This window comes from Nocardiopsis sp. iso_186 (assembly GCF_056173365.1).
Genome location: NZ_CM149670.1, coordinates 2,372,704 through 2,397,709, shown reverse-complemented (window position 1 = coordinate 2,397,709; position 25,006 = coordinate 2,372,704). Strand labels below are relative to the sequence as shown.

The following is a 25,006-nucleotide window of genomic DNA, read 5'->3' as shown; positions in this document are numbered from 1 at the left end:
CTGCCCGCGGGGAGCACCCGCCGACGCTATCGAATACCTCGCCCCGTCGAGACCATCCCCGCGTGCACGGGGGAACACCGCGTACGCGCGCACGCCGAGTTCGAGGAGGTGGGGCCGTCTTCGCGCGCGCGGGAAGCGCAATACCGGAAAATTCTCGGCCGCACGCTACCGGGGACCATCCCCGCGCGCACGGGGGCACCGCCCCGTTTCCCTTGCCCCGTAAGCGATCCCGGGATCATCCCCGCGTGCGCGGGGAGCACAAAGCCCAAGCGCGCATGGCCGACGCGCCGTTGGGACCATCCCCGCGTGCGCGGGGAGCACCCCGCCACCCCGCTGCAGATCTCCAAGAGCTGGGGACCATCCCCGCGTGCGCGGGGAGCACTCTTGCCGACCAGGGACTCTACCAGCGAGTAACCCTGCTTTCATTCACTTGTCGAGAAAGGAACCTTTCACAACAAAGCACGCGAACCCCCACATTTCCCCATGCGACCCGCACCACCGGAGAAGCCGACCCGACAGGATCAGCCTCCCACATGCCTCCTCACGGGCCACGCCGAGAAGACCACCCAGAGACACCGGGAACACGGCACCACCCTGCGGCTTATCCGCACGTATGCGCTACTATCCTGACGATTAGGTAAACCTAAGCTAACTTCGCTGAATGAGGTCGTCCATGAACCGGGGCACTCGCCCGCGCGGTCCCGTCCTGTTGGCCGGACTGCTCTCCCTGACCCTGATGAGCGCCTGCGGCTCCCCCGCCGAAACCGACGGGGACAGCGCCGGCGGCGACGCCGCGAGCGGCTTCCCCGTCACCGTCAACACCCGCTTCGGTGAGGTCGAGATCCCCGACAAGCCCTCCACCGTCGTGGCCCTGGGCTGGTCCGACGCGGAGACCGCGCTCGCCCTGGGCGTGCAGCCCGTCGGCGTCAGCGACTGGCAGGCGTACGGCGGCAAGGGCGTGGGCCCCTGGGCGGCCGACCTCCTCGACGAGCAGCCCGAGATGCTGGGCACCATGGACGTCAGCCCCGAGGCGGTGGCCAACCTCGGCCCCGACGTCATCCTCAACACCCGCTCCGACCACGAGGAGAAGAAGTTCGAGGTGATGTCGGAGATCGCCCCGGTCGTCGGCCCGCCGGCCGACGTCGAGGTCACCTACGGCACGACCTGGCGCCAGCAGATGAACCAGGTCTCGCAGGCCCTGGGCGAGAAGGAGCGCGGCGACGAGATCATCGCCGCGCTGGAGGAGAAGTTCGCGCAGGTCGTCGCGGACAACCCCGACTTCGCGGGCTCGACCGTGGTCGTCGGCTCCTACTTCGACGGCAAGTACGGCGCCTCCGTGCCCGGCGACAGCCGCGCCGACTTCATGGAGGAGCTGGGCTTCGAGTACAAGCAGGAGGTCGCGGACCTGGCCGACGGCGTCTTCTACGTGGAGCTGAGCGGCGAACAGGTCGAGATGCTCGACGCCGACCTGACGGTCATGTTCCCCATCGGCGAGGACGCCGACACGCTGAAGGAGGACCCGATCCTTCAGGCGCTGCCCGCCGCCGAGGACGGCCGCCTCGTCATCATGGACGACCCCGACCTGATCAACGCGTTCTCCAGCGGCTCGACGCTGGGCACCGAGTACCTCCTGGACAACTCCGTCTCGCTGTTCGCGGACGCGCTCAAGAAGTAGCCGCCGCACCACTGGGTCTCCCCCGGTGAACGGCCCGGTTGTCCCTGGTTCGCCGGGGCCGCCGGGCCGTTCGCGTTCCCCGGCGCTCACGCGGGCCGCGCCGTCTCCGGACGCGTTCCGGGCGTCTCCCCACCCCGCCGGAGCATCCGCACCGCACTGTGGGCGGCGGCCAGCAGCACCAGGGCGAGGACGGCCCGGAACCCGGCGACGGGCTGGGCGGTGACCAGCGTGAGGGTGTCGGCGGTGAAGACGATTCGCGTCGTGCCTCCTGCGTGGCCGACCAGGGCGGGGACCATTACCTGGTCGAGCCCGAGGAGGACGGCGGCTGCGAGTGCGGCACCGAGCGCACGCGCCCACCGCAGGCCCGCCGCGCAGCGGAGCCCCACCGTGAGGAGGGCGGCGGTCGCGACCGCGGTCACCGGGGCGAGGAGCAGGGCCGCCGCCGCGACGGGAATTCCCTGGCCGAAGAGGACCGCGGCCATTCCCACCGGGATCGCCGGCTGAATGGCCAGGGTGACGTAGACCGTGTATTCCGGGAAACCGCTTCCGGCCCCCGCCACCGAAAGCGTCGGCTGGATGATCGTCATGGAATACAGCGGGACGACCAGCAGGGCCGCCAATGCGACGGCGAAGAACAGCACACCGATTCTTCCCGCCCTGCGGTCCGATCGGATTTCCGGCACGGCTTTTCTCTCCTCAGGATCCGGCGAAGCGGCCGGTCACGTCCTCGGGTGTTCGGCAACGGCCGAGGAACCGGGGCGCGGCGCGCGGGGACAACCCTAGGGCACCGCATCGCCTTGCCTGCAAGGAATCGGGGCCCACTGCCGCCTCCGACGGGGAGCGGCCCCGCCCCTCCCGGCTCCCTGCCGCTCACCGCGCCTTCCCTGCCGGGGAAACTTCCCCCGGGCAGCGGAGCGCTTTCCTCATCCGGCCCCAAGCCACCGGAACGCGCCTTTCCCATCCTCCGACGTGCGTTTTCAGCATTTTGTAAGTGTTTCGCAAGGACGCGATGATGCAATTCCCCTGCCGTTCCCGTCACCGTTCGAAATGCCCCGACGGTGGACGGAAATCGGCGAACCGCGTTCGAGGAATGCGCGGGGAAACCGGACAGGGAAGAAGGAAAATGCTTTTCGGCACGACACGCACCGACACGACGACCTCCCGACCAGACGGGCGCATCGCCTGGAAGGCCGCCTGCGCGGGCGCCGGCGCGATCCTGCTGGCCGGGGCCGCCGCACCCGCGGCGCACGCCGACGACGGGACGGGGACGGGACCGGGCACGGTGTGCGTGTCGGAGACCCGTCCCGAGGCCGCGGCGCTGCTCTCGGCCGTGGTCGAGGCCGTGGCGAAGGAACGCGCGGGGGACCTCGCGGTCGGGGTCACCGCCTACGGGGGCGACCTCACCTGCGACTACCAGGCACAGAAGGGCTTCGACGCCGCGAGCGTCGGCAAGGTCCTCGTGCTCGCCACCCTGTTGCGCACCGCGCAGGAGGAGGGGCGCGCGCTCACCCCGCGCGAGGACGCGCTGGCCACCGAGATGATCACCGTCTCCGACAACGACGCCACCGTGGAGCTGCGCCTCCAGCTCGGCCGGGAGCGGATGCAGGAGTTCCTGGACCTGGCGGGGATGTCCGGCACCGTGCTGCACCCGGACGACTTCATCGGCCTGATGAAGATCACCGCCACCGACCAGCTGCGCCTGCTCGACCTGGTCGTCTCCGACAACGACGTTCTCGGCGAGGAGCAGCGGGCCTACGCGCGTTCCCTCATGGGCGGCGTCGTCGAATCCCAGCGCTGGGGCGTGCCGGCCGGGGCACCCGAGGACGCGCGGGTCCACCTGAAGAACGGGTGGCTGCCCTACGACGGCACCGACGTCTGGCGGGTCAACAGCATCGGCGCGTTCGAGAGCCCCGCTGCCGGGTCGTACCGGATCGCGGTCCTCACCGACCAGAACCCCGGGATGGCGCACGGCGTGGAGAGCATCGAACTGGTGGCCGTGGCCGTGCACGCCGCCCTGAACGGCACGTCCCCGTCCCCCGGCGGGAGCGTGTTCAGCGGTCCCGGCCTCCTCGGAACGGCTTCGGACGGCTCCGACCGGGCTTAGGGGCCGTCACCGCAGCGAACCCCGGCCGTGGGGTCCGTGCGGAGCGGGGCGGCGGTCCGGCCGCGGCCGGGAACGCGCGGCGCGGCGGGCCTCCCGGCCGGGGCGGGCGCGAGGGGCCCGGCGGCCTGGAAGGCGGACGCCGGTCGCCCCCTGCGCACGGTCCGGCGGCACGTCCGCCGCGGCTGCCTAGTCCCACACCACGGACCACACGGTTGCACCGTCGGGCACCCGCGGGACGTCGCGGTAGTCGTCAACCAGCCCTCGGACGACGCCGTCCGGCTCGACGCCCCCGGTCCACGCCGTGCAGACCGCGACGGCCTCCCCGGCGAGCTCCCCCTTGCGAGCGTTTCGGGGTGCGGCTGGACCCGCACCCACGCGACGTCGGCGCGCCGCTCGATCGCGCGGAAACGCTCGGCCGGGACCGCCGACGGTGGGCGGCCGTGGCCCCACCGGTTCGGCGCGATGTATTCCTCGTCGCCGTTGCCGGCGAAGAACGCGTCGAGGGTCAGCAACGGCATGGCGCCGTCCCCGCCGGTGCGGCCGACCACGTCGGCAGTGGGGATCATGACCGGGGATCCTCGCACACGCCGGGGACAGTGGACGGCGCCCCGGACGTCGGACGCGTCGGCCCCGGGTTCCGGCGGCCGACGGCGTCGGTCCGTCCTCCGCCCGGCGGGGCGCAGGTGGGGGAAGCCGGCGCTTTTTCTCCCCGGTATCAGCTGCGGCTCTCCGCGAAGGATCTCGCCGAACTGGACGGGATCGGCCGCTAGAAAAGAAGGTTCCGTTCAGCGGGGGCGTGGACCGGGCGACCGCGCCGGACGGCGAACCGGGGCGTGCACCACACGGGGTAAACGCAAATGTCCGCTCCCGGCCACTTTTTCCGGGGGCACTGCGGGTGACCTGTGGTGACGGAAAGTGGTCGTCCCTCTTTCAGGAAAACCCTATCCAGGGCGTGTGGAGCGGTGTCTCCCGGCAAGTGTCCCCCTGCACACATCCCCTGATATCGAGAGGACTTCTCATGGAACGCCGTTCCAGGCCCGGGGTCGTCACCGCCGCGCTCGTCCTGCTGGTCCTGATCGCGATCTATCAACTCGTGGCGGGCGGCCTGGCGTTCCTCGGACTCGCGATCCCGCAGAGTCGCGAACTCACGGAACAGAGCACCGGAATTTCGATAGCGCTGCTGGCGGCAGGGGCCGGGCTCGCCGTGGTCTACGGAATCGCCTCGGCGGTTCTGGCCGTCCTGGTCGGCAAGGGCGCGCCGGTCGCGCGGAACGCGACGATCGCCGTCCAGGTGGCCTACGTCGTCCTCACCGTCGTGCTGGCCCTGCTGCTCGGCAGCGTGCCCGGCTTCATGAACATCATCGCGATCGTCTTCGCGCTGGTGGTCGCCGGGCTGATGTTCTCCACCGGCGCCAAGCAGTACTTCGGCGCGGGAACCGGCACCGCGCACACCCCGGGCACAGTCCCCGGACAGCGCCCCGCCTGACGGGTCAGCGTTCCCGTCCAGTGATGGCGTGCCCGGTCCCTTCCGATGAGGACCGGGCACGCCATCACTGCTTTCTCCAACGGATCGGGATTGGGCAGGGTTCACCCACTACGCCCCGTGCAGTGATCCTCCGCCCACTTTTTCCGAGTTCATTGTCTTCATTAAATTGGGACACGAACCAGAATCAAAGCGACGGGAAGCAGTAGTGCGATTGGAGAAAATATTGACCACATGTATTTCGAGAAAGTTATCGCAAGAAAGGCCCGATGCAGAGAAAATCCGAGAAGAAAAAAGAAAACAGAAAAACTGGCAATTTCAAATTGAAAGCCTTCCGTTATCATGAGCGTGGCAGGGAGGATAAAATAGGACAAGCCGGCAATAGCCGATGAGGTGCGCTTTGCAGCTTTCAAGGAAGGGGCACTAGCGTCAGTCGAGCTCCTGTTTTCAATACGAAAAGCAAGCATTCCGGGAAGGGTGGTGATCACCAACAAGACGATATACATCGAGAAGAGTGTGATAAAAGCACGCCCCGACGGGGCGCTAGAGGAAATACTGAACGGAGTCATGAGGACTATTGAGGCATGGAGACCGCCGCCGGAGGCGATCCTGATTCCAGAGCCGACAACGGTCATCGGGGGTCCTTTTTAAAATTAAGGGTTGACAGGGGACCTGTCTTTCCCGACGGAGGGGTCGCTGTGCTCGCTGCCGTCAAAGACGATGGCCCGGGGGAAAGAAAAGTGAGGGGAACCGTGTCCGGAACCTCAGCATCTTCGCTCCACGTTGGAGCCGGGGCAACCTCTTCAGCCGAGCCAGCTTCCCCCTTGATATTTTTCCTTGAAAGGCTTCTTGCGCCGACTTTTTCTCTCCCCAGCACAAAGAGCCGGATTCGCGAAATTTCCCGCGGATTCAATCCCTGATAGTTAAGTATCCAGGTGGGGTGACCGTGTTCGGGTTGGAGCAGGAGCAGCGCGGCCCGGATGATGGCTCTGACACTTCAGGGGCCGGACACACCCGATTCCGTGCCCTGAAGATGATCGTGAGCAGTGAGTTCGCGTTCTCCGCGATGTCATGCAGCCCCTGAAACAGCCGGCTACTTCTAGCTCTGGGGGTGACGCATCGCGACGTCACTCCTACCAGGGGCTTTGCTGTTGTCCGAGGCCCAGGCATGCTATATCGCCAGTTCAGCCGCACCCCAGTTTCGTCAGTCCAGGTGCTCAATGCTTACTCGGGAAAGCCAGTGGGGTGGCCGGATTTGGCCACCCCCACTCGGCTATCGGGTGATGTACGCGGTAGGCGTCGTAGCGGGACACGAGGATGATCCCGCTGGCCTCGGCGGTCACGTAGCCGGATCGTGCCGGTCATCCCCGCGTGCGCGGGGCTCACCCATCATCGGCAACCTCGTCGATGACCCCGAACGGTCCATCCCCGCGTGCGCGGGGCTCACGGCGGCCAGCGGACCGGCCAGACGCGACGCGACGGTCCATCCCCGCGTGCGCGGGGCTCACCGATGGGTGATCTCGAATGGGTGATTACGCCGACGGTCCATCCCCGCGTGCGCGGGGCTCACTTCCTTGAATGCCGTGAAGGTGGCGCCGAAATCGGTCCATCCCCGCGTGCGCGGGGAGCACAAGGTCGGCAACCCCGGTGACGTCGCGATGCTGGGACCATCCCCGCGTGCGCGGGGAGCACATGCGGCGGCGGTTGATCTCGCGCTCCACCGGCGGACCATCCCCGCGTGCGCGGGGAGCACTCTTACTGACCTGGGACTCTACCAGTGGGTAACCGTCTTTTCATTCACGCGTCGAGAAACGAACATTTCCCTCAAGCGGGATGAAAACTCTCTCGGATCGGCATCCTCGCGGGTCGGATTGGAAACGAAGGCCGCACCGCCAACCGACGAATAACCGAAGGCTTTCGAGAACGGGCGGCCTTCTGCCCTCAACTACCCGGTGGATGCTCGTCCGGGAGATTGGGCTCCCAGTAGGCACGCGTGCGGTCGCGCTTCGGGAGGGGCACCCGCTCCGGCGTCTCCTGCGCGCGCAGGCGCGCACACAATTCCTCGACGGTGGCGGCGCAGACCAGGGGCGAGAGCCCCGGCCGTTGACAGGTGTCCTTGACCACCGCGACCACCTTTGGAATGCCCGACGCCTCGTGCAACTCGAACACCTCGTAGTCGTCGAACTCCGCCCGCGCCCGATTCAGCTCTTCGGTTGGGGTGAGGCTGTACATCGCCGTCATCCTCTCCGATCGGTTCGGCGTGGCGCTCGGTCCCATCCTGAACCGTGGAAGAACAGCAAAGGGTGAAGAACACGCCCCTTTCTTCAGATGAGAGTGTCCTTCTTTGCTGGTCAGGAGCATAAATCGGGATCACTCCCCCACACGGCAACGCCCCTGACATTCAAGCCATCTGGGGCCTGAGGGGCAAAGAAACGTGTTTCGAGACCCCATTACACGGGGCAGCCCGTTTTCTCCCGAAAGGCGCCCCGCCGCCGGACAACCGGGGGACCATCCCCGCGCACCACCTGGCGGCCGTCGAGGCCGTCGAGCCTGCGGGACCATCCCCGCGTGCGCGGGGAGCACGAGGGGGATCTCTCTTCGGAAGACCTATGCCTGGGACCATCCCCGCGTGCGCGGGGAGCACTGCGTCAGCCCCGATCACACCCCCAGGAGCGGGGGACCATCCCCGCGTGCGCGGGGAGCACTGCGTCAGCCCCGATCACACCCCCAGGAGCGGGGGACCATCCCCGCGTGCGCGGGGAGCACGACCCGCTCGCTGCGGCGCTTGCCCTGGTCGAGGGACCATCCCCGCGTGCGCGGGGAGCACTGTACGAACCGATGCCGGATGTTAACCAAGATGGGACCATCCCCGCGTGCGCGGGGAGCACACCACACGGCCAGTGGCGTCGCTGTCGCTCATGGGACCATCCCCGCGTGCGCGGGGAGCACGGGTGCTCATGGCGGGACCGTAGGACCCGCGCGGGACCATCCCCGCGTGCGCGGGGAGCACTGGCGTCCAGTGCCGACGAGATCGACAGCGTGGGGACCATCCCCGCGTGCGCGGGGAGCACGCAGCAAGACCGAGTACGAACACCGCAAGGGCGGGACCATCCCCGCGTGCGCGGGGAGCACTCTTGTTGACCAGGGACTCTACCAGCCGGTAACCCCTATTTCATTCACTTGTCGAGAAACGAACACGAGCCACCAAAAGCCCCAATCAGTACTCCCGTTCGCCAAAAAGCCAAGACTCCGAAGCCCCGGGCGCGATCACCGCGATCCCACCACGGTCCACCGGCGACGACCGCCCGGTAACCCCGGGGCGCCGCACGGTCGCGCGCGGCGGTGCCTAACATTCGTTGGGTGAGGATCACCGGCTCGACGCCCTCCTCCCGGCTCGGTGGCCGGGCGGCGTTGTTGTCGTTGCTGGTCCTGCTGCACCTGCTGTGCGCGCTGTGCCTGACCTCCGCCGCGCACGCCGCCGTCCAGCCGGCTCCCGTGCCGGCCGACGTCGCGGTCGCCGCCTCTGTTGCCGCCCCCGGCGAGGTTGACGCACACACCCTGTGCCCGAGCGCGGCCGGGGTGGACCAGCGCACCGGCCCGTCCCCACTGCTGCTGTTGCTGGGCCTGGCCGTGGTCACGGTGGTGTGGCTCGCCGCGCCCCGGCCGCGCCGGTCCGGGCGGCGGGTCCTCCCCGGTGCGGCACCGCGTCCGCTCCTGCCGTTCATCGCCCTGGGCGTGCTGCGGGTCTAGGCCGCCCCCGCGCGGACCGGTTCCACCCGATCCGCCGACGTCGCCCCCCCTTTCCCCGAGGGCAGCCGCCCCCGCGCACCGTGCCGGGCCGCGGATGCCCTTCCGGCCGCCCATGCGTAGGCCGTATCCGACCTGGATGTGCCAATGACCCGAAATCTCGCCATCACGTTCGTGCTGCTCCTCGGAGCGGTCGTCTCCCTGGGACTGTTCGCCGCCACCGTCAACACCCCCGCCCCCGCCGCCGCCCCCACCGGCGACGGCGAATCCTCCGTTGCGCCCGCCCCCGAGGACCTCCTCGTGCGCGACGACAGCCACTACCTGACCCGCTCCGCCGACGCCGAGGTCACGGTGGTGGAATTCCTCGACTTCGAATGCGAGGCGTGCCGCGCCCAGTTCCCCGTCATGGAACGGCTGCGCGCCGACTACGAGGGCCGGATCAACCTGGTCATCCGCTACTTCCCGATGCCCGGGCACACCAACGCGGTGCCCGCGGCCGCCGCGGTGGAGGCCGCCGCCGAGCAGGACGCGCTGGAGGAGATGTACATCAAGATGTACGAGACCCAGGGCGAGTGGGGGGAGTCCCGGGACGCCAAGGACGACGTGTTCGCGGGCTTCGCCGAGGAACTGGGCCTGGACGTGCCGCGGTTCACCGCGACCATGGGCTCCCCCGCCACCCTGGCACGCGTGCAGGCCGACTTCGACGACGGTGTCGCCCTGGGGGTGCAGGGCACGCCCACCATCTACGTCAACGGCCGCCAGACCCAGCCGATGCCCGGCTACCAGGCGTTGTCGTCGATGATCGACACGGAGCTGGGGTCGTGACGGGTCCCGGTGCCGCCCTGCGCCCACCGCCCGGCGCGGACGTGCCCGTCCTGAGCCGGGCGCTGCCCTGGCTGCTGACCCTCGGCGGCATGATCGGGCTCACGGCCGCCGCGGCGCTGATGGTGGAGAAGGTCCGCGTCCTGGAGAACGCCGACTACGTTCCCACGTGCAGCATCAACCCGGTGCTGTCCTGCGGAGCGGTGATGGGCACCCCGCAGGCGTCGGCGTTCGGCGTCCCCAACCCGGTGGTCGGCATCGCCGGCTTCGCGGTCGTGGTGACGGTGGGCGCGGCCCTGCTGGCCGGGGCGTCGTTCGGGCGCTGGTTCTGGCTGGGTCTTCAGGCGGGGACGGCCCTCGGGGTCGTCTTCGTGCACTGGCTCGTCTTCCAGAGCCTGTACCGCATCGGTGCGCTGTGCCCGTACTGCGTGGTGGTGTGGGCGGTGACGATCCCGGTCTTCTGGTACATCACGCTGCACAACCTGCGCACCGGCGCGATCACGGTTCCGCGCCGGTTGGCGGGCGTCGCGGGTGCGCTGGCGCGCAACCACACGGTCGTGCTCACCGTGTGGGGCCTGGCCATCGCGGCGGCCGTCGGGCAGGCGTTCCGGGGCTACTGGCCGGTCCTGCTCCAGGGCGGCGGCTAGGCCACGATCCGACGGGGGCCGGGGCGCCCTGGCCCCCGTATATGGAAAGAACCCCTAAAAATACGGGGCGGGCCACTGAGCGGGAAGCGGCCCGTCTTCTTCGCGCGCGGGCTGCCAGGTCGGGAGAACCCGTGTTCCCGGCATGCGCCGTCGCTTCCGCACCCCCCGGGGCGCTCGGAACAGGTCCTGCCCACGATGCATGGTCGGGCCGCTGGTTGGACAGACGTACGGCCGTACCGCTGACCATCGAGGGTAGTGAGGAAGCATGACCAAGGACGCGCGCGGTTCGGCCCTGCTTTTCACCGTGGGGGCCCTGTCCGTTCTCCTGTGCGGCTGCGGCGGCGGGGAAACCATGCAACCGGAGCAGGAGCGTGGATCCGGGGCGTCGGCGGCCGGCTCCGCTCCCGCCGCCCCGGCGTCGCCCAGCATGGACATGCCCAAGGCCGCCGACGGCACGGACCTGGGCGCCTGCCAGGACGCCGACTGCGAGGTCGAGGTGAAGCAGGGCGACACGATCCCGATGGACGGAGCGTACGGGGTGGACGAGCTGGTCATGCGGGAGGTGACCCCGGACTACGTGACCGTCAACGGAACCGCTCCGGGGGTCTCGTTGTCCACGAGCATGACGACGGGCGGCGGGGAGTCGTCGGGCAACCTCAACGACGTCCAGGTGACGGTCCTTGGCACCGACGACGACCACGCGGTCGTGCGGATCTCGCACACCTAGTGGGTTGACCGGAAACGTTCGCCGGGTCCGCGGCTCCTGACAGGGCGGATGCCACAGCGCTTGCCGCCCTTGTCGGAAGGCACCCGGTGGCCCGACCCGTCCGGGTCCGCGGACTCGCCGCGCCCGAAGGCCGAACAACTCCGATGCACCGTCCGCCGGGGCAGCACCAACCACGGCGCGCTACCGGCGGGCGACGATCGTCGGCCTCGTCCAGCGGCAACACGGTTCCCGCGATCGCCCGCCCGATCCACGCCGATGAGGACACCGTGCGCGAGGTCGGCCCCCCTTCGACGACATCGGCCCGGACGGTCTGTCCCCCAACCGGGCGGGAGACCGTCCCCGCCTGCTCACCACCCACGACACCACTCGTTTCTCTGACCAGGGCTTCGCCTCCGACGGGTTCGGCCCCCTGGGCATTCGTCCCACCGGCCGACGGGCTGGGCCCGCAAAGGCCGCCCCGAACGGCTCCCGGCCGTTTGGCAACCCCCATCGTCTCGACTGCGTTGGCAGCTTCGGAACAGGCGAATCCCGGCGAACCGGTCACTCGCGTGGCGTGGACGCCGACCCACCGCAGACTGATGGACGAGGACCGCTCCGGTGCCCGCCCACTCCCGGGCCGGCACGTGGGGATCCGGCGGAGCCCAGCCGCTTGGCTCTCATCGCGCGGCCGAACCGGATACTCGCCGCAACACGTCGTCCAGGGAACGCGGGGGGCGTCCGGTGACGCGCTCGACGGTGTCGGTCACCCGATCCTCGATCCCCGAGGCGACGAGGCCGTCCACGCGGGCCAGCATGGCAGCCGCAGAAGGGTCCATCACCGCGCTGAACCGCTTTTCGAGTGCCTGCTGGCTGATCGCCCGATGTGCGACGGGTCGTCCGGTGACCGCCGAGTACGCCTCGGCGACGTCGCCGTAGCTCAGCGCTTCGGGTCCGGTGAGGACGAGATCTTCTCCGGGCACCTCGTCATCGGTCAACGCACGCGCTGCCACGGCCGCGATGTCGCCGGCATCGACGAAACCGATACGGCCGTCTCCGGTGGCCGTCGTCACGGTCCCCTCCGCTCGCATCTCACGCGCGTGGGGATGGTCGCCGGTGAAGTTCTGCATGAACCACGAGGGCCGCACCACGGCCCACTCGTCGAAGATACGGGGAAGGGCCTGGTGCACCCGGCCGACCGCCGGCCCGCCGGCTGGGACGATCGACGCGCTGAGGAGTACGGCGCGGCGTACGCCGCGCCGACGAGCGCGCTCGAGGAACGGGACCATGGCCGCGGCGGGATCGGGGTCGAGCGGCGGTGGCACCAGGTAGGCGTGGTCCACGTCATCGAGGGCGGCGTCATACGTGGCCGGGTCGTACCAGTCGAATCGCGCCGAGCGGATCCCGGCTGTCGCTGGCGGGTTCCGGCTGGCCGCGGTCACCTCCACCTCACGGCGACGCAGTTCGGGCAGGAGCGCGGTCGCCGTGGTGCCGGTCGCACCGGTCACCAGGACGCGAAGCGGCCTGGTCATGAGCCCGCCGCCATATCAAGGACGGCCAACGGGTTCCAGTAGTCGCGGTAGGACGTGATCCGCCCGTCGACCACGTCGAGGAACACGACGTACTGCTGCGAGAACGGCGCGGCCGTCGCCTTGATACGTCCTTCAATGCTCATCTCGGCGATCAGGGCCCCGGGGTCGGTCGTCCCGTGAATGCGGACACTGGGCGCCTTGTTGACGTCGAGCGTGCCGGGCAGATGCGCCATGTAGGCGGCGACGTCGGACTTGCCCTCCAGCCGTCGGGGACGGCCCTGCGGCGCGAAGGGAAACTCGAAGACGACCTCGTCGTCGAGCAGGTCCAAGTATCCGGCCAGATCATCCCGCCATAGACGCGCGAGTCCTTCACGGAAGACCTCTTCGGGTGTACGCGGGTGCGGTTCGTCGGCCATGTCAAAACCTCCAGTAGATTACGGACCAGCAGTCCGAATCACTATACGGACCGGCGGTCCGTTTTTCAAGAGGAGGGACCATGTCTCCACGGAAGGCGCGCGCCGACGCGGTTCGCAACCGTGCCGCCGTCCTGGCAGCAGCGGACCGACTGTTCACCGAGTCGCCCGAAGGAACCGCCGTGTCCATGGACGCCATCGCCGCTGCCGCGGGCGTCGGCAAGGGCACCCTGTTCCGCGGGTTCGGCGATCGCTCCGGATTGATCCGCGCCGTCTACGAGGCGCGCACCGAACGCCTTCGCGAGGCGATCGCCACCGGCCCTGCCCCTTTGGGGCCCGGCTCTCCCCCTCGGCAGCGGGTCCGGGCCGTCATGGCGGCCGTCGTCCGGGTCAAACTGGAGAACAGTCCCCTAATGCGCGTGCTCGAGAGCGCGACGTCTGGAGACAGCGGGGCCCTGGTCAACACCGAGCCGTACCGCTGGGTCCACGCCGTGCTCGCGGAAACCATCGCCGAGACCTCGACGTCGCTCGATCCAAGCTGGACGGCGCACGTTCTTCTGTCCATGGTCCGCGCGGACCTCCTGGACCACCTCACCTCGGACCGGCGGGCCTCTGAAGACCGAATCGTCTCGGACGTCAACGACGTCGTCGAACGGCTCCTGGATCGTTGACGGGCAAGGGCGTCCTCGCCAGTGGACGCAAACGGTCAACGACCGCTTCACCGGGGCGCCCACCAGCCAACCGTTGCGGATCGCCGTTGTGGGAGCGGCCCGGAACCACGCAGCACCACCACCGCGGACTCCGACCAGTTGCAGTCCAAGACCGTCAACGGCACCACCGAGGACTACGCCTACGACGCCCTGGACCGCCTCACCTCCAACGGCACCCTGGACTGCGCCTACGACGACGCGGGCAACCTGCTCAGCGAGGGCAGCGACACCTTCACCTACAACGACGCCGACCAGGCCACCACCGCGCGCGGCGTGGAGCTCGGCCACGACGACGCGGGCAACCTGACCGCCAAGGGCGAGCGCTCCACCGCCTACACCCCCATCAACCAGACCCGGCAGACCGACGCCGACGGCGCGCTGGCGACGCTGATCAGTTACGACACCGCCGATCAGACCCAGGTGCGCGCAATCACCGACGTCTTCGAGGGCAACCGCGTCAACCGCCAGGTCACCACCACCGCCCTGGGAGTCAGCACCATCGCATCCCAAGGCGTGCGCACGCATTTCGTGCGCGAAACCGACGGCACACTCATCTCGATGATCCACGGCGCGGACAACGAACGATTCCACTACACCACCGACCACCACAACACCGTGCTGGTCCTCACCACAGAGAATTCAACCGCCACCGATGCCGACGCGGCCTACACCTACGCACAATGCGACCCCGTCAACAAAACCGACCCCAATGGACTACAGACTGCCCTTCCAGACGCTCTCTGCGCGGGATTCACGATTTACGGCGCGATCATCGGGGGCGCGTGCCACGCCCCGACGCCTTCCCGATCTCCGCCTCGATCGCGTCCACGAGGGAGGCTCGTTGGTCCCGCAGGAAGAAGTGGTCCCCGGGGAACACGGTCACCGTGCAGCGGCCGGTGGTGCGCTGCCGCCAGGCTTCGAGGTCCTCCCTGGTCAGCGCCTCGTCATCTGAGCCGCCGACCGCCAGGACCGGAACGGAGAGCCGGTCGAACCCGCAACGGTGGTCCGCGCTCAACGCGAGGTCGCCGCGGAACACGTCGAGCACCATCGCGCGGAGCTCACGCTCCTGGAAGACCGTGGGGTCGGTGGCGCCCAGTTCCAGGACCCGTTCGACGAGCTCGTCGTCGGTGAGGTGACCGCCCCCGTGCACCGGTCCGGTTCGGGGCCGCCCCGTCCAGGCCGACACCACCACCAGTTCGGGGCCCGGGTGTCCCCCGGCCTCCCAGTAGGCGGCGAGTTCGGTGGCGAGCATGGCGCCCATGCTGTGCCCGAACAGGCCGAACGGCCGGTCGAGGACCGGCCGCAGCACCTCGTCGAGCAGGGCGACCATCCGGTCGAACCGCTCGACGGGGGGATGCAGGGCGAGCCCCTCCCGCCCGGGGAGCTGCACCGGCTGGACGTCAACGCCCGCTGAGAACGCCTGCGGCCATTCCCGGTACGCCGACGCGCCACCCCCCGCGTAGGGGAGGCAGAACAGCGTGAACTCCGCGTCGGCCGAACGCGTGGACAGGCGCGGCAGGAAGGCGCTCGGCACCGGCTCGTGCCTGCGGGGCTCGACGGGCCCCGCCCGCCTCTCCCGCACCCGCACGGCGAGCTCCGCGACAGTGGGCGCCTCCAACAGCACGGCGATCGGCAGGTCCACGGCGCACTCCTGACGGATGCGGTGCACGACCGGGATCGCCAGGAGGGAGTGACCGCCCAGCTCGAAGAAACCGTCGTCCGCCCCGACCTCGTCAACCCCGAGCACGTCGGCGAAGATCGCGCACAGCACCGCTTCCTCCCTGGTGCCGGGGCCGCGCCGGTGGGCCGCCGGAGCAGCGTACCCGGGCGCGGGAAGGGCGTCCCGGTCGAGTTTCCCGCTGGGGGTCAACGGCAGGTGGTCAACGACGACCACCGCGGAGGGGACGGCGGCGGCGGGCAGTACCTCCGCCACGGCGGTGCGGATCGCGGCGGGGTCGGCACCGTCGTGGGCAGCGGCGGGCACCACGTACCCCACGAGCCGCTCGTCGGCGGGGGCGTACTCGCGCACCACCACGGCGGCCCGGGCCACTTCGGGACGGGCGCGCAGTGCGGCCCGGACCTCGCCGAGTTCGATCCGATGCCCGCGGATCTTCACCTGGTCGTCGTTGCGGCCGACGAACTCCAGCACGTGGTCCGGGCGCCTGCGCCCGAGGTCGCCGGTGCGGTACATGCGGGTTCCCGGGGGACCGTAGGGGTCAGCGACGAACCGCTGTGCCGTGAGCCCCGGGCGGTTGAGGTATCCCCGTGCGAGTCCGCCGCCCGAGATGTAGAGCTCCCCCACCACCCCGGGGGGCACCGGGGCGAGCCGTTCGTCGAGGACGTGGATCCACTCGCCGGGATTGGGGGTGCCGATGGGCACCGGCCCCGGCCCGGGGCGACGGCCGGGCGCCAACCGGTACCGGGCGCTGTTGACGGTGGCCTCGGTGGGGCCGTAGCAGTTGTAGACGACGACGTCGGGGAACCGCCGGCGCCAGGAGGCCAGGACGTCGCCCGTCAGGGCCTCGCCCCCCACCGTCAGGCACGCGCTCGGCGACGCGCCGTCGGGCAGCTCCGCCAGCAGGTCGAGGTGGCTGGGGGTGACGCACAGCAGTGCGGGCCGGTCCCCCGCCTGGGCCTCGTCCCACACGGATGCGCCGAGCCGGACCGTGCCGCCGCTGGTCAACGGCAGGTACACGGGGTTCAGTGCCTGGTCGAAGGAGAGCGAGGAGGTCACCACCGCGATGCCGGCCGTTCCGGGGTACTCGGCGCGGGCCTGGCGCACGAACAGGCTCACCGAGCGGTGCTCGACCACCACGCCTTTGGGTCGCCCGGTGGAACCCGACGTGTAGATGACGTAGGCCGGGTGGGCGGGGAGCAGGGGCTGTACGCGGTCAGCGTCCGTTGGGTCGTGGTCGGGGAGGCCGGCGGCGTGGTCGGCCCAGGTGTCGATGTCCAGGAGGGGGACGGAGGAGGTAGTTGCGCGCCGCCCGAGGGCGCCGTCGGTGATGAGCAACCGGGGGGCGGCGTCGGTGAGCATGAGGGCGATGCGCTGATCCGGGTAGTCGGGGTCGATGGGCAGGTAGGCGGCGCCGGCCTTGAGGACGGCCAGCATCGCCACGATCGCGTCGGTGCCGCGCGGCAGCAGCAGCGCGACGACCGCCTCCGGGCCGATCCCCTGCCCGGCCAGCCGGTGGGCCAGCCGGTTGGCGCGGGCGTTCAGCTCCCGGTAGTCCAGTTCGAGCGCGCCGGAGGCGACGGCGGGGGCGTCGGGGGTGGCCGCGGCCTGCTCCTCGACGAGCGCGGGGAGCAGCGGCCCGTCGCCGGGCGCGGACGCCCCGGCCCGGCCACCGGTCAGCGCCGTGTGTTCGGCGGGGGTCAGGACGGTGGCCCGGCTGATCGGGCGGTCGGGGTCGGCGAGCATGTCGGCCACGAGGAGCAGCAGCCGCTCCACGATGCCGGTTGCGGTCTCCTGCGTGAACAGGTCCTGGGCGTACTCCAGCACCCCGTCGAGGCCGTAGTGGCCCTCGGCGTCGGGGGAGGCGTGCTGGCGCAGGTGGAGGGCGAGGTCGAACTTGGCGTTGCTGTAGTCGATGCGCTCTTCGGTGACGCGCAGGCCGGGAAGGTCGGGGACCCGTTCGGTCTGGTCCTCCAGGACCAGCATCACCTGGAAGAGGGGGTTCCAGGCCGCCGAGCGGTTCGGACGGAGTTCCTCCACGAGCCGTTCGAACGGCAGGTCCTGGTGGGAGTAGGCGTTGAGGTCGGTCGCGCGGACGCGCCCGAGCAGGGTGCGAAACGTCGGGTCCCCTGCGGTGTCGGTGCGCAGGACCAGGGTGTTGACGAACATGCCGATGAGGTCGTTGAGCCCCTCGTCCATGCGGCCGGCCACCGGGGACCCGATCGGAATGTCGGTGCCCGCCCCGAGGCGGGTGAGCAGGGCTGCGAACGCGGTCTGGAGCACCATGTACAGGCTCGCGTGCTCGTCCCGGGCGAGCGCGAGCAGGCCCTTGTGGGTTTCGGGGCCGATGTGCACCGGTACCGTCGCCCCCCGGTGGGAGGCGACGGGCGGGCGGGGCCGGTCGGTGGGCAGCGGCAGCGTCTCGGGGACGCCCTTCAGGGCGTCGCGCCAATACGCCAGTTGCCGGCCCCCCAGGCCGGCGGGGTCGCGGATGTCGCCGAGCAGTTCGCGCTGCCAGAGGGTGTAGTCCGGGTACTGCACCGCCAGTGGTTGCCACTGCGGGGGGCCGCCGGCGCGCCGTGCGGTGTAGGCGTCGGTCAGGTCGCGCAGCAGCGGGGTGAGCGACCAGCCGTCGGCGGCGATGTGGTGGAGCAGGAGGAGCAGCACGTACCGGTCGCCGCCGAGGGCGATCAGCCGGGTGTGCAGGGGCGGTTGCGCGGCGAGGTCGAAGACGTGGCCCACCTCCTCGCGGAGGGCGTCGGCCAGGCCGGGTTCGTTGACGTCGGTGGCGTCCAGGTCCGGTCGGGTGTCGGCGGAGGCGAGGATCTTCTGCCGCGGTGCCCCGTTCACCTCGGGGAAGACGGTGCGCAGGCTCTCGTGCCGGTTGACCAGGTCGCCCAGGGCGGCGTTCAGGGCGGCGACGTCGAGGTCCCCCTGGAGGCGGTAGATGAGCGGGATCCGGTACCCGGCCCCGTGGTCCACCTGGTCGAGGAACCAGATCCGGGACTGTGCGAACGACAGCGGGATCACGGCTGCTCCTGCGGTCGGGGCATGCGCCGCAACGTCGGCCTGCTGGTCCGCTCCGCGTTCGCGAGGCGGGCTGCCAGCGTTGCCACCGTCGGCGCCTCGAAGATCGTGCGGATCTCCACTTCCAGGCCCAGCACGGTCCGGAGGCGGCTGGCGAGCCTGGTCGCCGATATGGAGTGGCCGCCCAGGTCGAAGAAGGAGTCGTCGATTCCGAGCCGTTCGATGCGCAGGACTTCGGCGAAGAGGTCGCAGAGCACCTTCTCGTTCTCGGTCCGCGGGGCGCGCGACGTGGCGAGGACGGAGAAGTCGGGGTCGGGCAGTTCCGTGCGGTGGATCTTGCCGCTCGTGGTCAGCGGCATCCGGTCCAGGAACACCACGAGGGAGGGAACCATGAACTCCGGCAGGGAGCCGGCGACGAAGGCCCTCAGCGCTCCCTCGTCGGCGTCGGCCCCGGGCCTGGGGACCACGTAGGCCACCAGCCGTTTCCCCCCGGAGGTGTCGGAGCGCACGACGACCGCGGCCTGGGCGACGTCCGCGTGCCGGCCGAGGACGAATTCGACTTCACCCGGCTCGACCCGGAAACCGCGGATCTTCGCCTGGTCGTTGACGCGGCCGACGTAGAGCAGTTCCCCGTCAAAGGACCAGCGCACGAGGTCGCCGGTGCGGTACATCCGTTCCCCGGGGCCGTCGAAGGGGTTGGCGACGAACCGTTGGGCGGTCATGCCCGGGCGGGCCCAGTACCCGCGTGCCAGTGCCGTGCCTGCGATATACAGCTCGCCGGTGACGCCGGGGAGTACGGGCCGGAGTCCGGCGTCCAGGACGTACATGCGGGTGTTGGGGATCGGTGCCCCCACGGGTGCGGTCGTCGAGCGCCACCGGGTCAGGTCGGGGGGCAGGGTGAACGCGGTGACCAGGTGGGTCTCGGTGGGTCCGTAGAGGTTGTGCAGGCGCCGGCCCGGGAGTGCGGCGAGGAAGGCGCGGACGCCGGGGGTGAGGCGCAGCGCCTCCCCGCCCTGGCTGAGGTCGGTCAGTGCCGGTAGCCGGCGCCCCTGGACGTGTGCGGCCTCGCAGATGGCCTCCAGCATCACGTTGGGGACGCAGATCTCCTCGACCCGGTTCTCGTCGAGCCAGCGCACCAGGTGTTCGGGGTCGCGCCGCACCTGGGCGTCGGGAACGGCGAGCGGTTTGCCCGCGGTGAGGGTTTCGATGAACTCCCAGGCCGAGACGTCGAAGCTGAACGCGGAGAACTGTGCCACCGGCCCGTGCGGGGAGCCGGCCGTGCCGCTGTTGATCCATTCGGTGTGGGCGATCACCAGGTTGACCAGGGGGCCGGAGGTCATCACCACGCCTTTGGGGGTTCCGGTGGAGCCGGAGGTGTGGATGACGTACACGGGTGTGCCGGGCCGCAGGGGGGCGGTGCGGTCGGCGTCGGAGAGGTCGTGTCCGGGTTGTCGGGCCAGGCGGTCGGCCGTGTCGGGGTGGTCCAGGAGGATGCGGGGGGTGGCGCCGGGGAGGCCGGGTGCGGTCTCGGCGGTGGCCAGGACGGCGAGGGGGGTGATGTCGTCGAACAGGAACGCGATCCGTTCGGCTGGGTAGTCGGGGTCCACGGGCATGTACGCCGCCCCGGCCTTGAGGACCGCCCACACCGCGACCGCCTGGTCGGCCGAGCGCGGCACCGCGACGGCGACCACGCTCTCGGGCCCCGCCCCGTGTTCGACCAGCAGCCGGGCCAGCCGGTTCACCCGGGTGTTGAACGCACCGTAGGACACCCGTTCCCCCGGGGCGAGGACCGCGTCGCGTTGCGGGGCCTCGGCGGCCCTGGCCTGGAGGAATTCGGGCAGGGTCGTGTCGGGGACCGGCCGCGCCGTGTCGTTCCACCGCCGCAGGACGCGTTCGCGTTCGCCCGGGTGCCAGAGCTCGAACCGGCTGACGCGGCGGCCGGGATCGGCGACGGCGTCCTCGATCAGGGCGACGAGCCGGTTGACCAGGGAGACGACGGTGTCCCGGTCGAAGAGGTCCGTGCTGTACTGGACGGTTCCGGTCAGTGCCGCGGCCGGTCCGGTCCGGGTCGTCTCGTTGTCGATCTCGATGGCGAGATCGAAGGGGACGTACCCCGTCTCCACGGTCTCGGCACGGACCTCGACGCCGGGGAGCTCCAGTACGCCCGCCCGGGTGTTGCGCAGGGCCAGCACGACCTGGAACAGGGGGTGGCGGGCCGGCGACCGCTCCGAGGCGAGTTCGTTGACCAGTACCTCGAAGGGGATCTCCTGGTTGGCGTAGGCGTCGAGACAGGCCGTGCGCACCCGTTCGAGGACGTCGGAGAAGGTCGGGTCGCCGGAGAGGTCCGTTCGGATGACGAGCATGTTGGCGAAGAAGCCGACCAGGTCGCCCAGTGCTTCGTCGGTGCGCCCGGCCACCGGCGAGCCGATGGGGATGTCGTCCCCGGCGCCGAGCCGGGACAGCAGGACGGCCAGTGCCGCCTGGAGCACCATGAAGGTGCTCGCGCCGTGCTCCTCTGCGAGGGCGCCCAGGCGGCGCTGCACGGTTCCGGGGATGGTGAGTGGGACCGTGGCGCCCCGGTAGGAGGCCGCGGGCGGGCGGGGCCGGTCGGTGGGCAGCGCGATCTCCGGGGGGAGGCCGGCGAGCGCGCCCCGCCAGTGGGCGAGCTGCGCGGCCAGCAGGCTCAAGGGGTCCTCCCGCCGGCCCAGGAGGTCCCGCTGCCACAGCGCGTAGTCGGTGTAGCGCACCGGGAGCGGTCCGAAGGAGGGGGCCCGCCCGTCGTGCCGGGCGAGGTAGGCGGCCGAAAGGTCGCGCAGCAGCGGATGCACCGACCATCCGTCGCCGGCGATGTGGTGGATCACCAGCAGCAGCACGTGCTCCTGGGGGCCCAGCGCGAACAGCACGGCCCGCAGGGGTGGTTCGGACTCCAGCCCGAACCGGCGCCGCGCCTCGGCCACCAACCGGGCGGGCAACCGGTCGGGGTCGGTGGGCACCACGGGCAGGTTGACGTGCAAAGCGTCCGGGTCCAGCACCTGCTGGTAGGGGTCGTTCTCCGTCGGGGGGAAGACCGTGCGCAGCGCTTCGTGGCGCAGGACGACGTCGCGCAGCGCCGTTGCGAGGGCGGCGGTGTCCACGGGGCCCGAGAGCCGCAGCGCCATCGGATGGTTGTAGGCCGATCCCGTCCCCTCCAGCTGGCGTTGGAACCACAGCCTCGACTGGGCGAACGACAGCGGTGTGCGCCCGCAACGGTCGGACCGCCGCAGGGCGGGGCGGGCCGGGGCACCGTCGCCGATCAGCCGGGCCAGGCCCGCGGGGGTGGGTGCGTCGTACACCGAGCGGATGTCGGTCTCCCTGTCCAGGACCGTACGGATTCTGCTGACCAGCCGGGTCGCCAGGAGGGAGTGCCCGCCCAGGGCGAAGAAGTCGTCGTCGATCCCCACGGGCAGCCCGAGGACGTCGGCGAAGACCGCGCGCAGCGCCTCCTCCACGGGGGTTCCGAATGCGCGTCCGCTGGGGGCGTGCGCCGGGGCGGGCGCCGGCAGTGCGCGCTGGTCGATCATCCCCGACTGGGTCAACGGCAGTGCGTCGATGACGACGAGCGCCGCGGGGACCATGTAGTGCGGGAGCCGGGCGGCGAGGTCGCGCCGGACGGCCTCCTCGTTGACCGCTCCCCCGGGTTCGGGCACGAGGTAGCCGACGAGCATCTTGTCGCCCCTGGCGTCGGCGCGCGCCACCACGAGCGCCCGGCCCACGCCCGCGCAGTGGGCCAGTACCGCCTGGACCTCCCCCGGCTCGACCCGAAAGCCCCGGACCTTGACCTGGTCGTCGATCCGTCCGATGAAGTCCAGTTCCCCGTCGGGGGTCCAGCGGACGAGGTCCCCCGTGCGATACATCCGCTCTCCCGGGGGGCCGAAGGGGTCGGCCACGAACCGCAGTGCGGTGAGGTCGGGGCGGCCGAGGTAGCCGCGCGCCAGGACCGGGCCGGCGATGTGGAGTTCACCGACGACGCCTGCGGGAAGGCGCCGCAACGCACCGTCGAGCACGTAGGCCCGGGCCCCCGCCACGGGGCTCCCGATCAGCGGGACCCGTCCGCCCGAGGAGCGGGTGAAACGCTTGCGGGTGACCTCGACGGTGGTCTCGGTCGGGCCGTAGCCGTTCCAGAAGACGTGGTCGGCCGTCCAGGTGTCCACCAGGTCGGCGGACACCGCGTCGCCGCCCACGGACAGCACCCGCAGGCCGGGGAGCCGGTGGGCGGGGAGCAGTTGTGCCACACCGGGCGAGAGGTGGGCCATCGTCACCCGCTGCCGGACCATCAGGCCGTGGAGGGCGTCCGCGTCGTGACGGTCGTCGTCACTGGCGAGCACCATCGTGGCGCCGGCGGCTAGGGAGGCGAAGACGTCGAGCACCGAGGCGTCGAAGGTGAACGCGGAGGCTGCCAGGACCCGGTCCTCGGGGCGTATCCCGTAGTCGGCGACGGAGTGGCGCAGGAAGTGCGCCAGCTCGCCGCGTTGGACCACCACTCCTTTGGGCCGCCCGGTCGATCCGGAGGTGTAGATGACGTACGCCGCCTGGGCGGACGCCGCGGTTCCCGGCTTGCGGTCGGGTGCGGGACCCGCGGACAGCGGGGCGGCTCCGGCGGCCGTCTCCTCCAGGAAGAGCGGACGGACGTCGGGCCCCACCCGGTCGGCCCGGTCGGCGAGGTTGACGGAGCTCACGAGCAGGACGGGGCGGGCGTCGCCGAGCATGAACGAGAGCCGCTCGTCGGGATGGTCCAGGTCCAGCGCCATCAGGGTGGCCCCCGACTTGAGGACCGCCAGCATCGCCACCACGGATTCCGGTGACCGCGGGAGCAGCAGGGCGACACAGGTCTCGGGGGCCGCTCCCCGCCCGGTGAGCACCGCGGCGAGGGCGTCGGCGCGCGCGTCGAGCTCGGCGTAGGTCAGGGAGGTCTCCGCGAAGACGACCGCCTGCGCGTCGGGGCGCTGTTGCACGTGGGGGGCGAGCAGATCGGACAGCGCGGTGGGTACGGCGCCGGGTTCGTGCGTCCCGGACTCCGTGGGTTCCTCGGGGGGTGCGACGACGGCGGGCTGGAACCCGGGCAGCAGGTCGGCGCGCCCGACGAGGGTGTCGGGCGCGGTGGCCACCAGGTCGAGCGCCCGCCGCATCAGGTTCAGGGCCTCGGCGTGGGCGGACGCGTCGTAGAGCTCGGGGTCGGCGTCCACCTCCAGGCGCAGGCTCCGGTCGGGGTCGATGTCCCACAGGTACAGGGAGAGGTCCTCGAACGGGCCGGCCGAGAGGTTGTGCGCGGTGACGGGGTGGCCGCCGAAGGTGTCGGGGTAGTCGAAGGCCATGACGTTCACCGAGACCGACCACGGTGTCTCGCCGGGGCGCAGGCCCAGGTCGCGGCGGATGTCCTCGTAGCGGTAGCGCTGGTGGCGGGCCGCCTCGCGCACGCGGCCGGCGCCGTGGGCCACGAGGTCGCGCACAGAGGTCCCCGGTGGCATCCGGAGGCGCAGCGGAACGATGTTGGCCATCATTCCGGGGACCGCGCGCTGGGCGCCGCGACCGCGGCCGTGGACGGCGAAGCCGAGCACGACGTCGGCCCTGCCGGTGGCGCACCCCACCGCCAGGCCGGCGGCCGTGGCCATCAGGCCGGCGAGCGACGTGCCGAGGTCGCGGGCGGCTTCTCTCAACCGGTCCGCGTCGGCGGGTTCGATGCGACACGAGAGGCGTCGGGCCCCGTCGGCTGCTCCGCGCGCGGGCCGGGTGCTGAGGCTGACCGGTCCGGGGTAGGCGTCGAGGACGCTGCTCCAGTACCGGCGGTCCGCGTCGTGCTCGGCGGAGGCGCGGTAGGCGGCGTCGGCGTCGAGCAGGGTGCGGATCGGACCGAAAGGCTCCCCCTTGTCGCCTCCCGTGTGCAGCGCGCCGTAGAGGTGGGCGAGGCGGTTGGCCACCAATGGCAGGCTGACGCCGTCGTTGATGATGTGGTGGTAGCCCTGGTACCAGTAGAAACGGTCGGCGGCGAGCTTGAGCAGGAGGTAGGTGGCCAGCGGGGCGCGGTGGAGGTCGCGGAGGCGGTGCAGGTCGCCGCGCATCAGTTCCAGGGCACGGTCGTGGGGGGCGTCCTCGGCGGTGAGGTCGTGGAACCGCAGGGGGGCGTTGACTTCGGCGAGGAGCCGCTGCGCGGGGTCCCCGTCCTCCTCGAACAGTTCGAGGTGGACCGACTGGGTCTCGCGCACCGCCAAGCGCAGTGCCTCGGCGAACACCCCGGTGTCCACCGGTCCCGCGATGTCGAGGTATTCGCCCACGTTGAGTATCGGGCTGTCCGGGGCGGCCTGCTGGGCGTGCCACAGTCCTCGCTGCCCGGCGGTGAGGTCGATGGGGTCGAAATCGCGGGCCGCCATGTTTCTCGTTTCTCCCGATCCAGGTCGTGCCGTCGAGCAGGTGTGCCGTCCGTGCGCCTCGGGT

At 70.7% G+C, this 25,006-nt stretch carries 16 protein-coding genes and 2 CRISPR repeat arrays; of the genes, 8 read left to right on the top strand and 8 right to left on the bottom strand.

The annotated features are described in order from the left end of the window. Positions 1 to 673 precede the first annotated feature (673 nt). Positions 674 to 1,675 (top strand): ABC transporter substrate-binding protein, encoded by a 1,002-nt coding sequence (locus tag AC0VYP_RS10665; RefSeq protein ID WP_475473796.1) that lies wholly within the window; start codon positions 674 to 676, stop codon positions 1,673 to 1,675. 86 nt (positions 1,676 to 1,761) lie between these two features. On the opposite strand, the gene AC0VYP_RS10660 is transcribed toward AC0VYP_RS10665, so the two are convergent. Further along, positions 1,762 to 2,358, bottom strand: coding sequence for a hypothetical protein (locus AC0VYP_RS10660; RefSeq protein ID WP_475473795.1), 597 nt, complete (start codon positions 2,356 to 2,358; stop codon positions 1,762 to 1,764). A gap of 440 nt (positions 2,359 to 2,798) precedes the next feature. Between AC0VYP_RS10660 and AC0VYP_RS10655 the strand changes: the two genes are divergently transcribed. Beyond that, positions 2,799 to 3,779: a serine hydrolase gene (locus AC0VYP_RS10655; RefSeq protein WP_475473793.1), complete on the top strand. Its 981-nt coding sequence runs from the start codon at positions 2,799 to 2,801 to the stop codon at positions 3,777 to 3,779. Positions 3,780 to 3,965: 186 nt separating this feature from the next. On the opposite strand, the gene AC0VYP_RS10650 is transcribed toward AC0VYP_RS10655, so the two are convergent. Then, entirely contained in the window at positions 3,966 to 4,154 is a 189-nt protein-coding gene (locus AC0VYP_RS10650) for a hypothetical protein (RefSeq protein WP_475473791.1), read from the bottom strand. 643 nt (positions 4,155 to 4,797) lie between these two features. Here AC0VYP_RS10650 and AC0VYP_RS10645 point away from each other — a divergent pair. After that, entirely contained in the window at positions 4,798 to 5,265 is a 468-nt protein-coding gene (locus AC0VYP_RS10645) for a hypothetical protein (protein ID WP_285761487.1), read from the top strand. A 161-nt stretch (positions 5,266 to 5,426) separates the two neighbouring features. Here AC0VYP_RS10645 and AC0VYP_RS10640 read toward each other — a convergent pair whose 3' ends face one another. After that, on the bottom strand, positions 5,427 to 5,897 hold the full coding sequence (locus tag AC0VYP_RS10640; RefSeq protein ID WP_475473789.1) for a hypothetical protein: 471 nt from the start codon (positions 5,895 to 5,897) through the stop codon (positions 5,427 to 5,429). 783 nt (positions 5,898 to 6,680) lie between these two features. Next, positions 6,681 to 7,015: a CRISPR direct-repeat array (repeat unit 29 nt; unit sequence GGGACCATCCCCGCGTGCGCGGGGAGCAC). A 188-nt stretch (positions 7,016 to 7,203) separates the two neighbouring features. Then, complete coding sequence (locus AC0VYP_RS10635) at positions 7,204 to 7,494, bottom strand: hypothetical protein (protein WP_475473787.1); 291 nt, start codon at positions 7,492 to 7,494, stop codon at positions 7,204 to 7,206. A 321-nt stretch (positions 7,495 to 7,815) separates the two neighbouring features. Then, a CRISPR array of direct repeats spans positions 7,816 to 8,394; the repeat unit is 29 nt; unit sequence GGGACCATCCCCGCGTGCGCGGGGAGCAC. A gap of 228 nt (positions 8,395 to 8,622) precedes the next feature. Between AC0VYP_RS10635 and AC0VYP_RS10630 the strand changes: the two genes are divergently transcribed. The 4 genes from AC0VYP_RS10630 to AC0VYP_RS10615 all read left to right on the top strand — a co-directional run bounded on the left by AC0VYP_RS10630 (position 8,623) and on the right by AC0VYP_RS10615 (position 11,205). Continuing rightward, positions 8,623 to 9,012, top strand: a complete 390-nt coding sequence (locus AC0VYP_RS10630) for a hypothetical protein (RefSeq protein WP_475473785.1) — start codon at positions 8,623 to 8,625, stop codon at positions 9,010 to 9,012. Between the two features lie 144 nt (positions 9,013 to 9,156). Then, positions 9,157 to 9,834 (top strand): DsbA family protein, encoded by a 678-nt coding sequence (locus AC0VYP_RS10625; RefSeq protein ID WP_475473784.1) that lies wholly within the window; start codon positions 9,157 to 9,159, stop codon positions 9,832 to 9,834. Then, positions 9,831 to 10,478: a vitamin K epoxide reductase family protein gene (locus tag AC0VYP_RS10620; RefSeq protein WP_475473782.1), complete on the top strand. Its 648-nt coding sequence runs from the start codon at positions 9,831 to 9,833 to the stop codon at positions 10,476 to 10,478. The genes AC0VYP_RS10625 and AC0VYP_RS10620 overlap by 4 nt, the downstream gene beginning before the upstream one ends. 265 nt (positions 10,479 to 10,743) lie before the next feature. Further along, the gene (locus AC0VYP_RS10615) at positions 10,744 to 11,205 is read left to right on the top strand and encodes a hypothetical protein (protein WP_475473780.1); all 462 of its coding nucleotides are present in this window, start codon (positions 10,744 to 10,746) and stop codon (positions 11,203 to 11,205) included. 656 nt (positions 11,206 to 11,861) lie between these two features. Here AC0VYP_RS10615 and AC0VYP_RS10610 read toward each other — a convergent pair. Next, the gene (locus tag AC0VYP_RS10610) at positions 11,862 to 12,713 is read right to left on the bottom strand and encodes an NmrA family NAD(P)-binding protein (protein ID WP_475473778.1); all 852 of its coding nucleotides are present in this window, start codon (positions 12,711 to 12,713) and stop codon (positions 11,862 to 11,864) included. Beyond that, positions 12,710 to 13,129 (bottom strand): nuclear transport factor 2 family protein, encoded by a 420-nt coding sequence (locus tag AC0VYP_RS10605; RefSeq protein WP_475473776.1) that lies wholly within the window; start codon positions 13,127 to 13,129, stop codon positions 12,710 to 12,712. Before AC0VYP_RS10605 ends, AC0VYP_RS10610 begins: the two co-directional genes overlap by 4 nt. A gap of 80 nt (positions 13,130 to 13,209) precedes the next feature. Between AC0VYP_RS10605 and AC0VYP_RS10600 the strand changes: the two genes are divergently transcribed. Then, positions 13,210 to 13,797, top strand: coding sequence for a TetR/AcrR family transcriptional regulator (locus tag AC0VYP_RS10600; protein ID WP_475473774.1), 588 nt, complete (start codon positions 13,210 to 13,212; stop codon positions 13,795 to 13,797). Between the two features lie 808 nt (positions 13,798 to 14,605). Here the strand turns inward: AC0VYP_RS10600 and AC0VYP_RS10595 are convergent. Both AC0VYP_RS10595 and AC0VYP_RS10590 read right to left on the bottom strand, forming a co-directional pair. Further along, positions 14,606 to 18,541 carry a non-ribosomal peptide synthetase gene (locus tag AC0VYP_RS10595; protein WP_475473772.1) on the bottom strand — a complete coding sequence of 1,312 codons (3,936 nt, stop codon included), beginning with the start codon at positions 18,539 to 18,541 and terminating at the stop codon, positions 14,606 to 14,608. Then, positions 18,538 to 24,942 (bottom strand): amino acid adenylation domain-containing protein, encoded by a 6,405-nt coding sequence (locus AC0VYP_RS10590; protein ID WP_475473770.1) that lies wholly within the window; start codon positions 24,940 to 24,942, stop codon positions 18,538 to 18,540. Before AC0VYP_RS10590 ends, AC0VYP_RS10595 begins: the two co-directional genes overlap by 4 nt. Positions 24,943 to 25,006: the final 64 nt, after the last annotated feature.

Excerpts from the sequence above, each read along its gene's own strand:
- AC0VYP_RS10600 (WP_475473774.1), top strand. The coding sequence starts at position 13,210 with ATGTCTCCACGGAAGGCGCGCGCCGACGCGGTTCGCAACCGTGCCGCC.
- AC0VYP_RS10615 (WP_475473780.1), top strand. The coding sequence starts at position 10,744 with ATGACCAAGGACGCGCGCGGTTCGGCCCTGCTTTTCACCGTGGGGGCC.
- AC0VYP_RS10640 (WP_475473789.1), bottom strand. The coding sequence starts at position 5,897 with ATGACCGTTGTCGGCTCTGGAATCAGGATCGCCTCCGGCGGCGGTCTC.
- AC0VYP_RS10665 (WP_475473796.1), top strand. The coding sequence starts at position 674 with ATGAACCGGGGCACTCGCCCGCGCGGTCCCGTCCTGTTGGCCGGACTG.
- AC0VYP_RS10590 (WP_475473770.1), bottom strand. The coding sequence starts at position 24,942 with ATGGCGGCCCGCGATTTCGACCCCATCGACCTCACCGCCGGGCAGCGA.
- AC0VYP_RS10645 (WP_285761487.1), top strand. The coding sequence starts at position 4,798 with ATGGAACGCCGTTCCAGGCCCGGGGTCGTCACCGCCGCGCTCGTCCTG.
- AC0VYP_RS10655 (WP_475473793.1), top strand. The coding sequence starts at position 2,799 with ATGCTTTTCGGCACGACACGCACCGACACGACGACCTCCCGACCAGAC.
- AC0VYP_RS10610 (WP_475473778.1), bottom strand. The coding sequence starts at position 12,713 with ATGACCAGGCCGCTTCGCGTCCTGGTGACCGGTGCGACCGGCACCACG.
- AC0VYP_RS10625 (WP_475473784.1), top strand. The coding sequence starts at position 9,157 with ATGACCCGAAATCTCGCCATCACGTTCGTGCTGCTCCTCGGAGCGGTC.
- AC0VYP_RS10635 (WP_475473787.1), bottom strand. The coding sequence starts at position 7,494 with ATGTACAGCCTCACCCCAACCGAAGAGCTGAATCGGGCGCGGGCGGAG.
- AC0VYP_RS10605 (WP_475473776.1), bottom strand. The coding sequence starts at position 13,129 with ATGGCCGACGAACCGCACCCGCGTACACCCGAAGAGGTCTTCCGTGAA.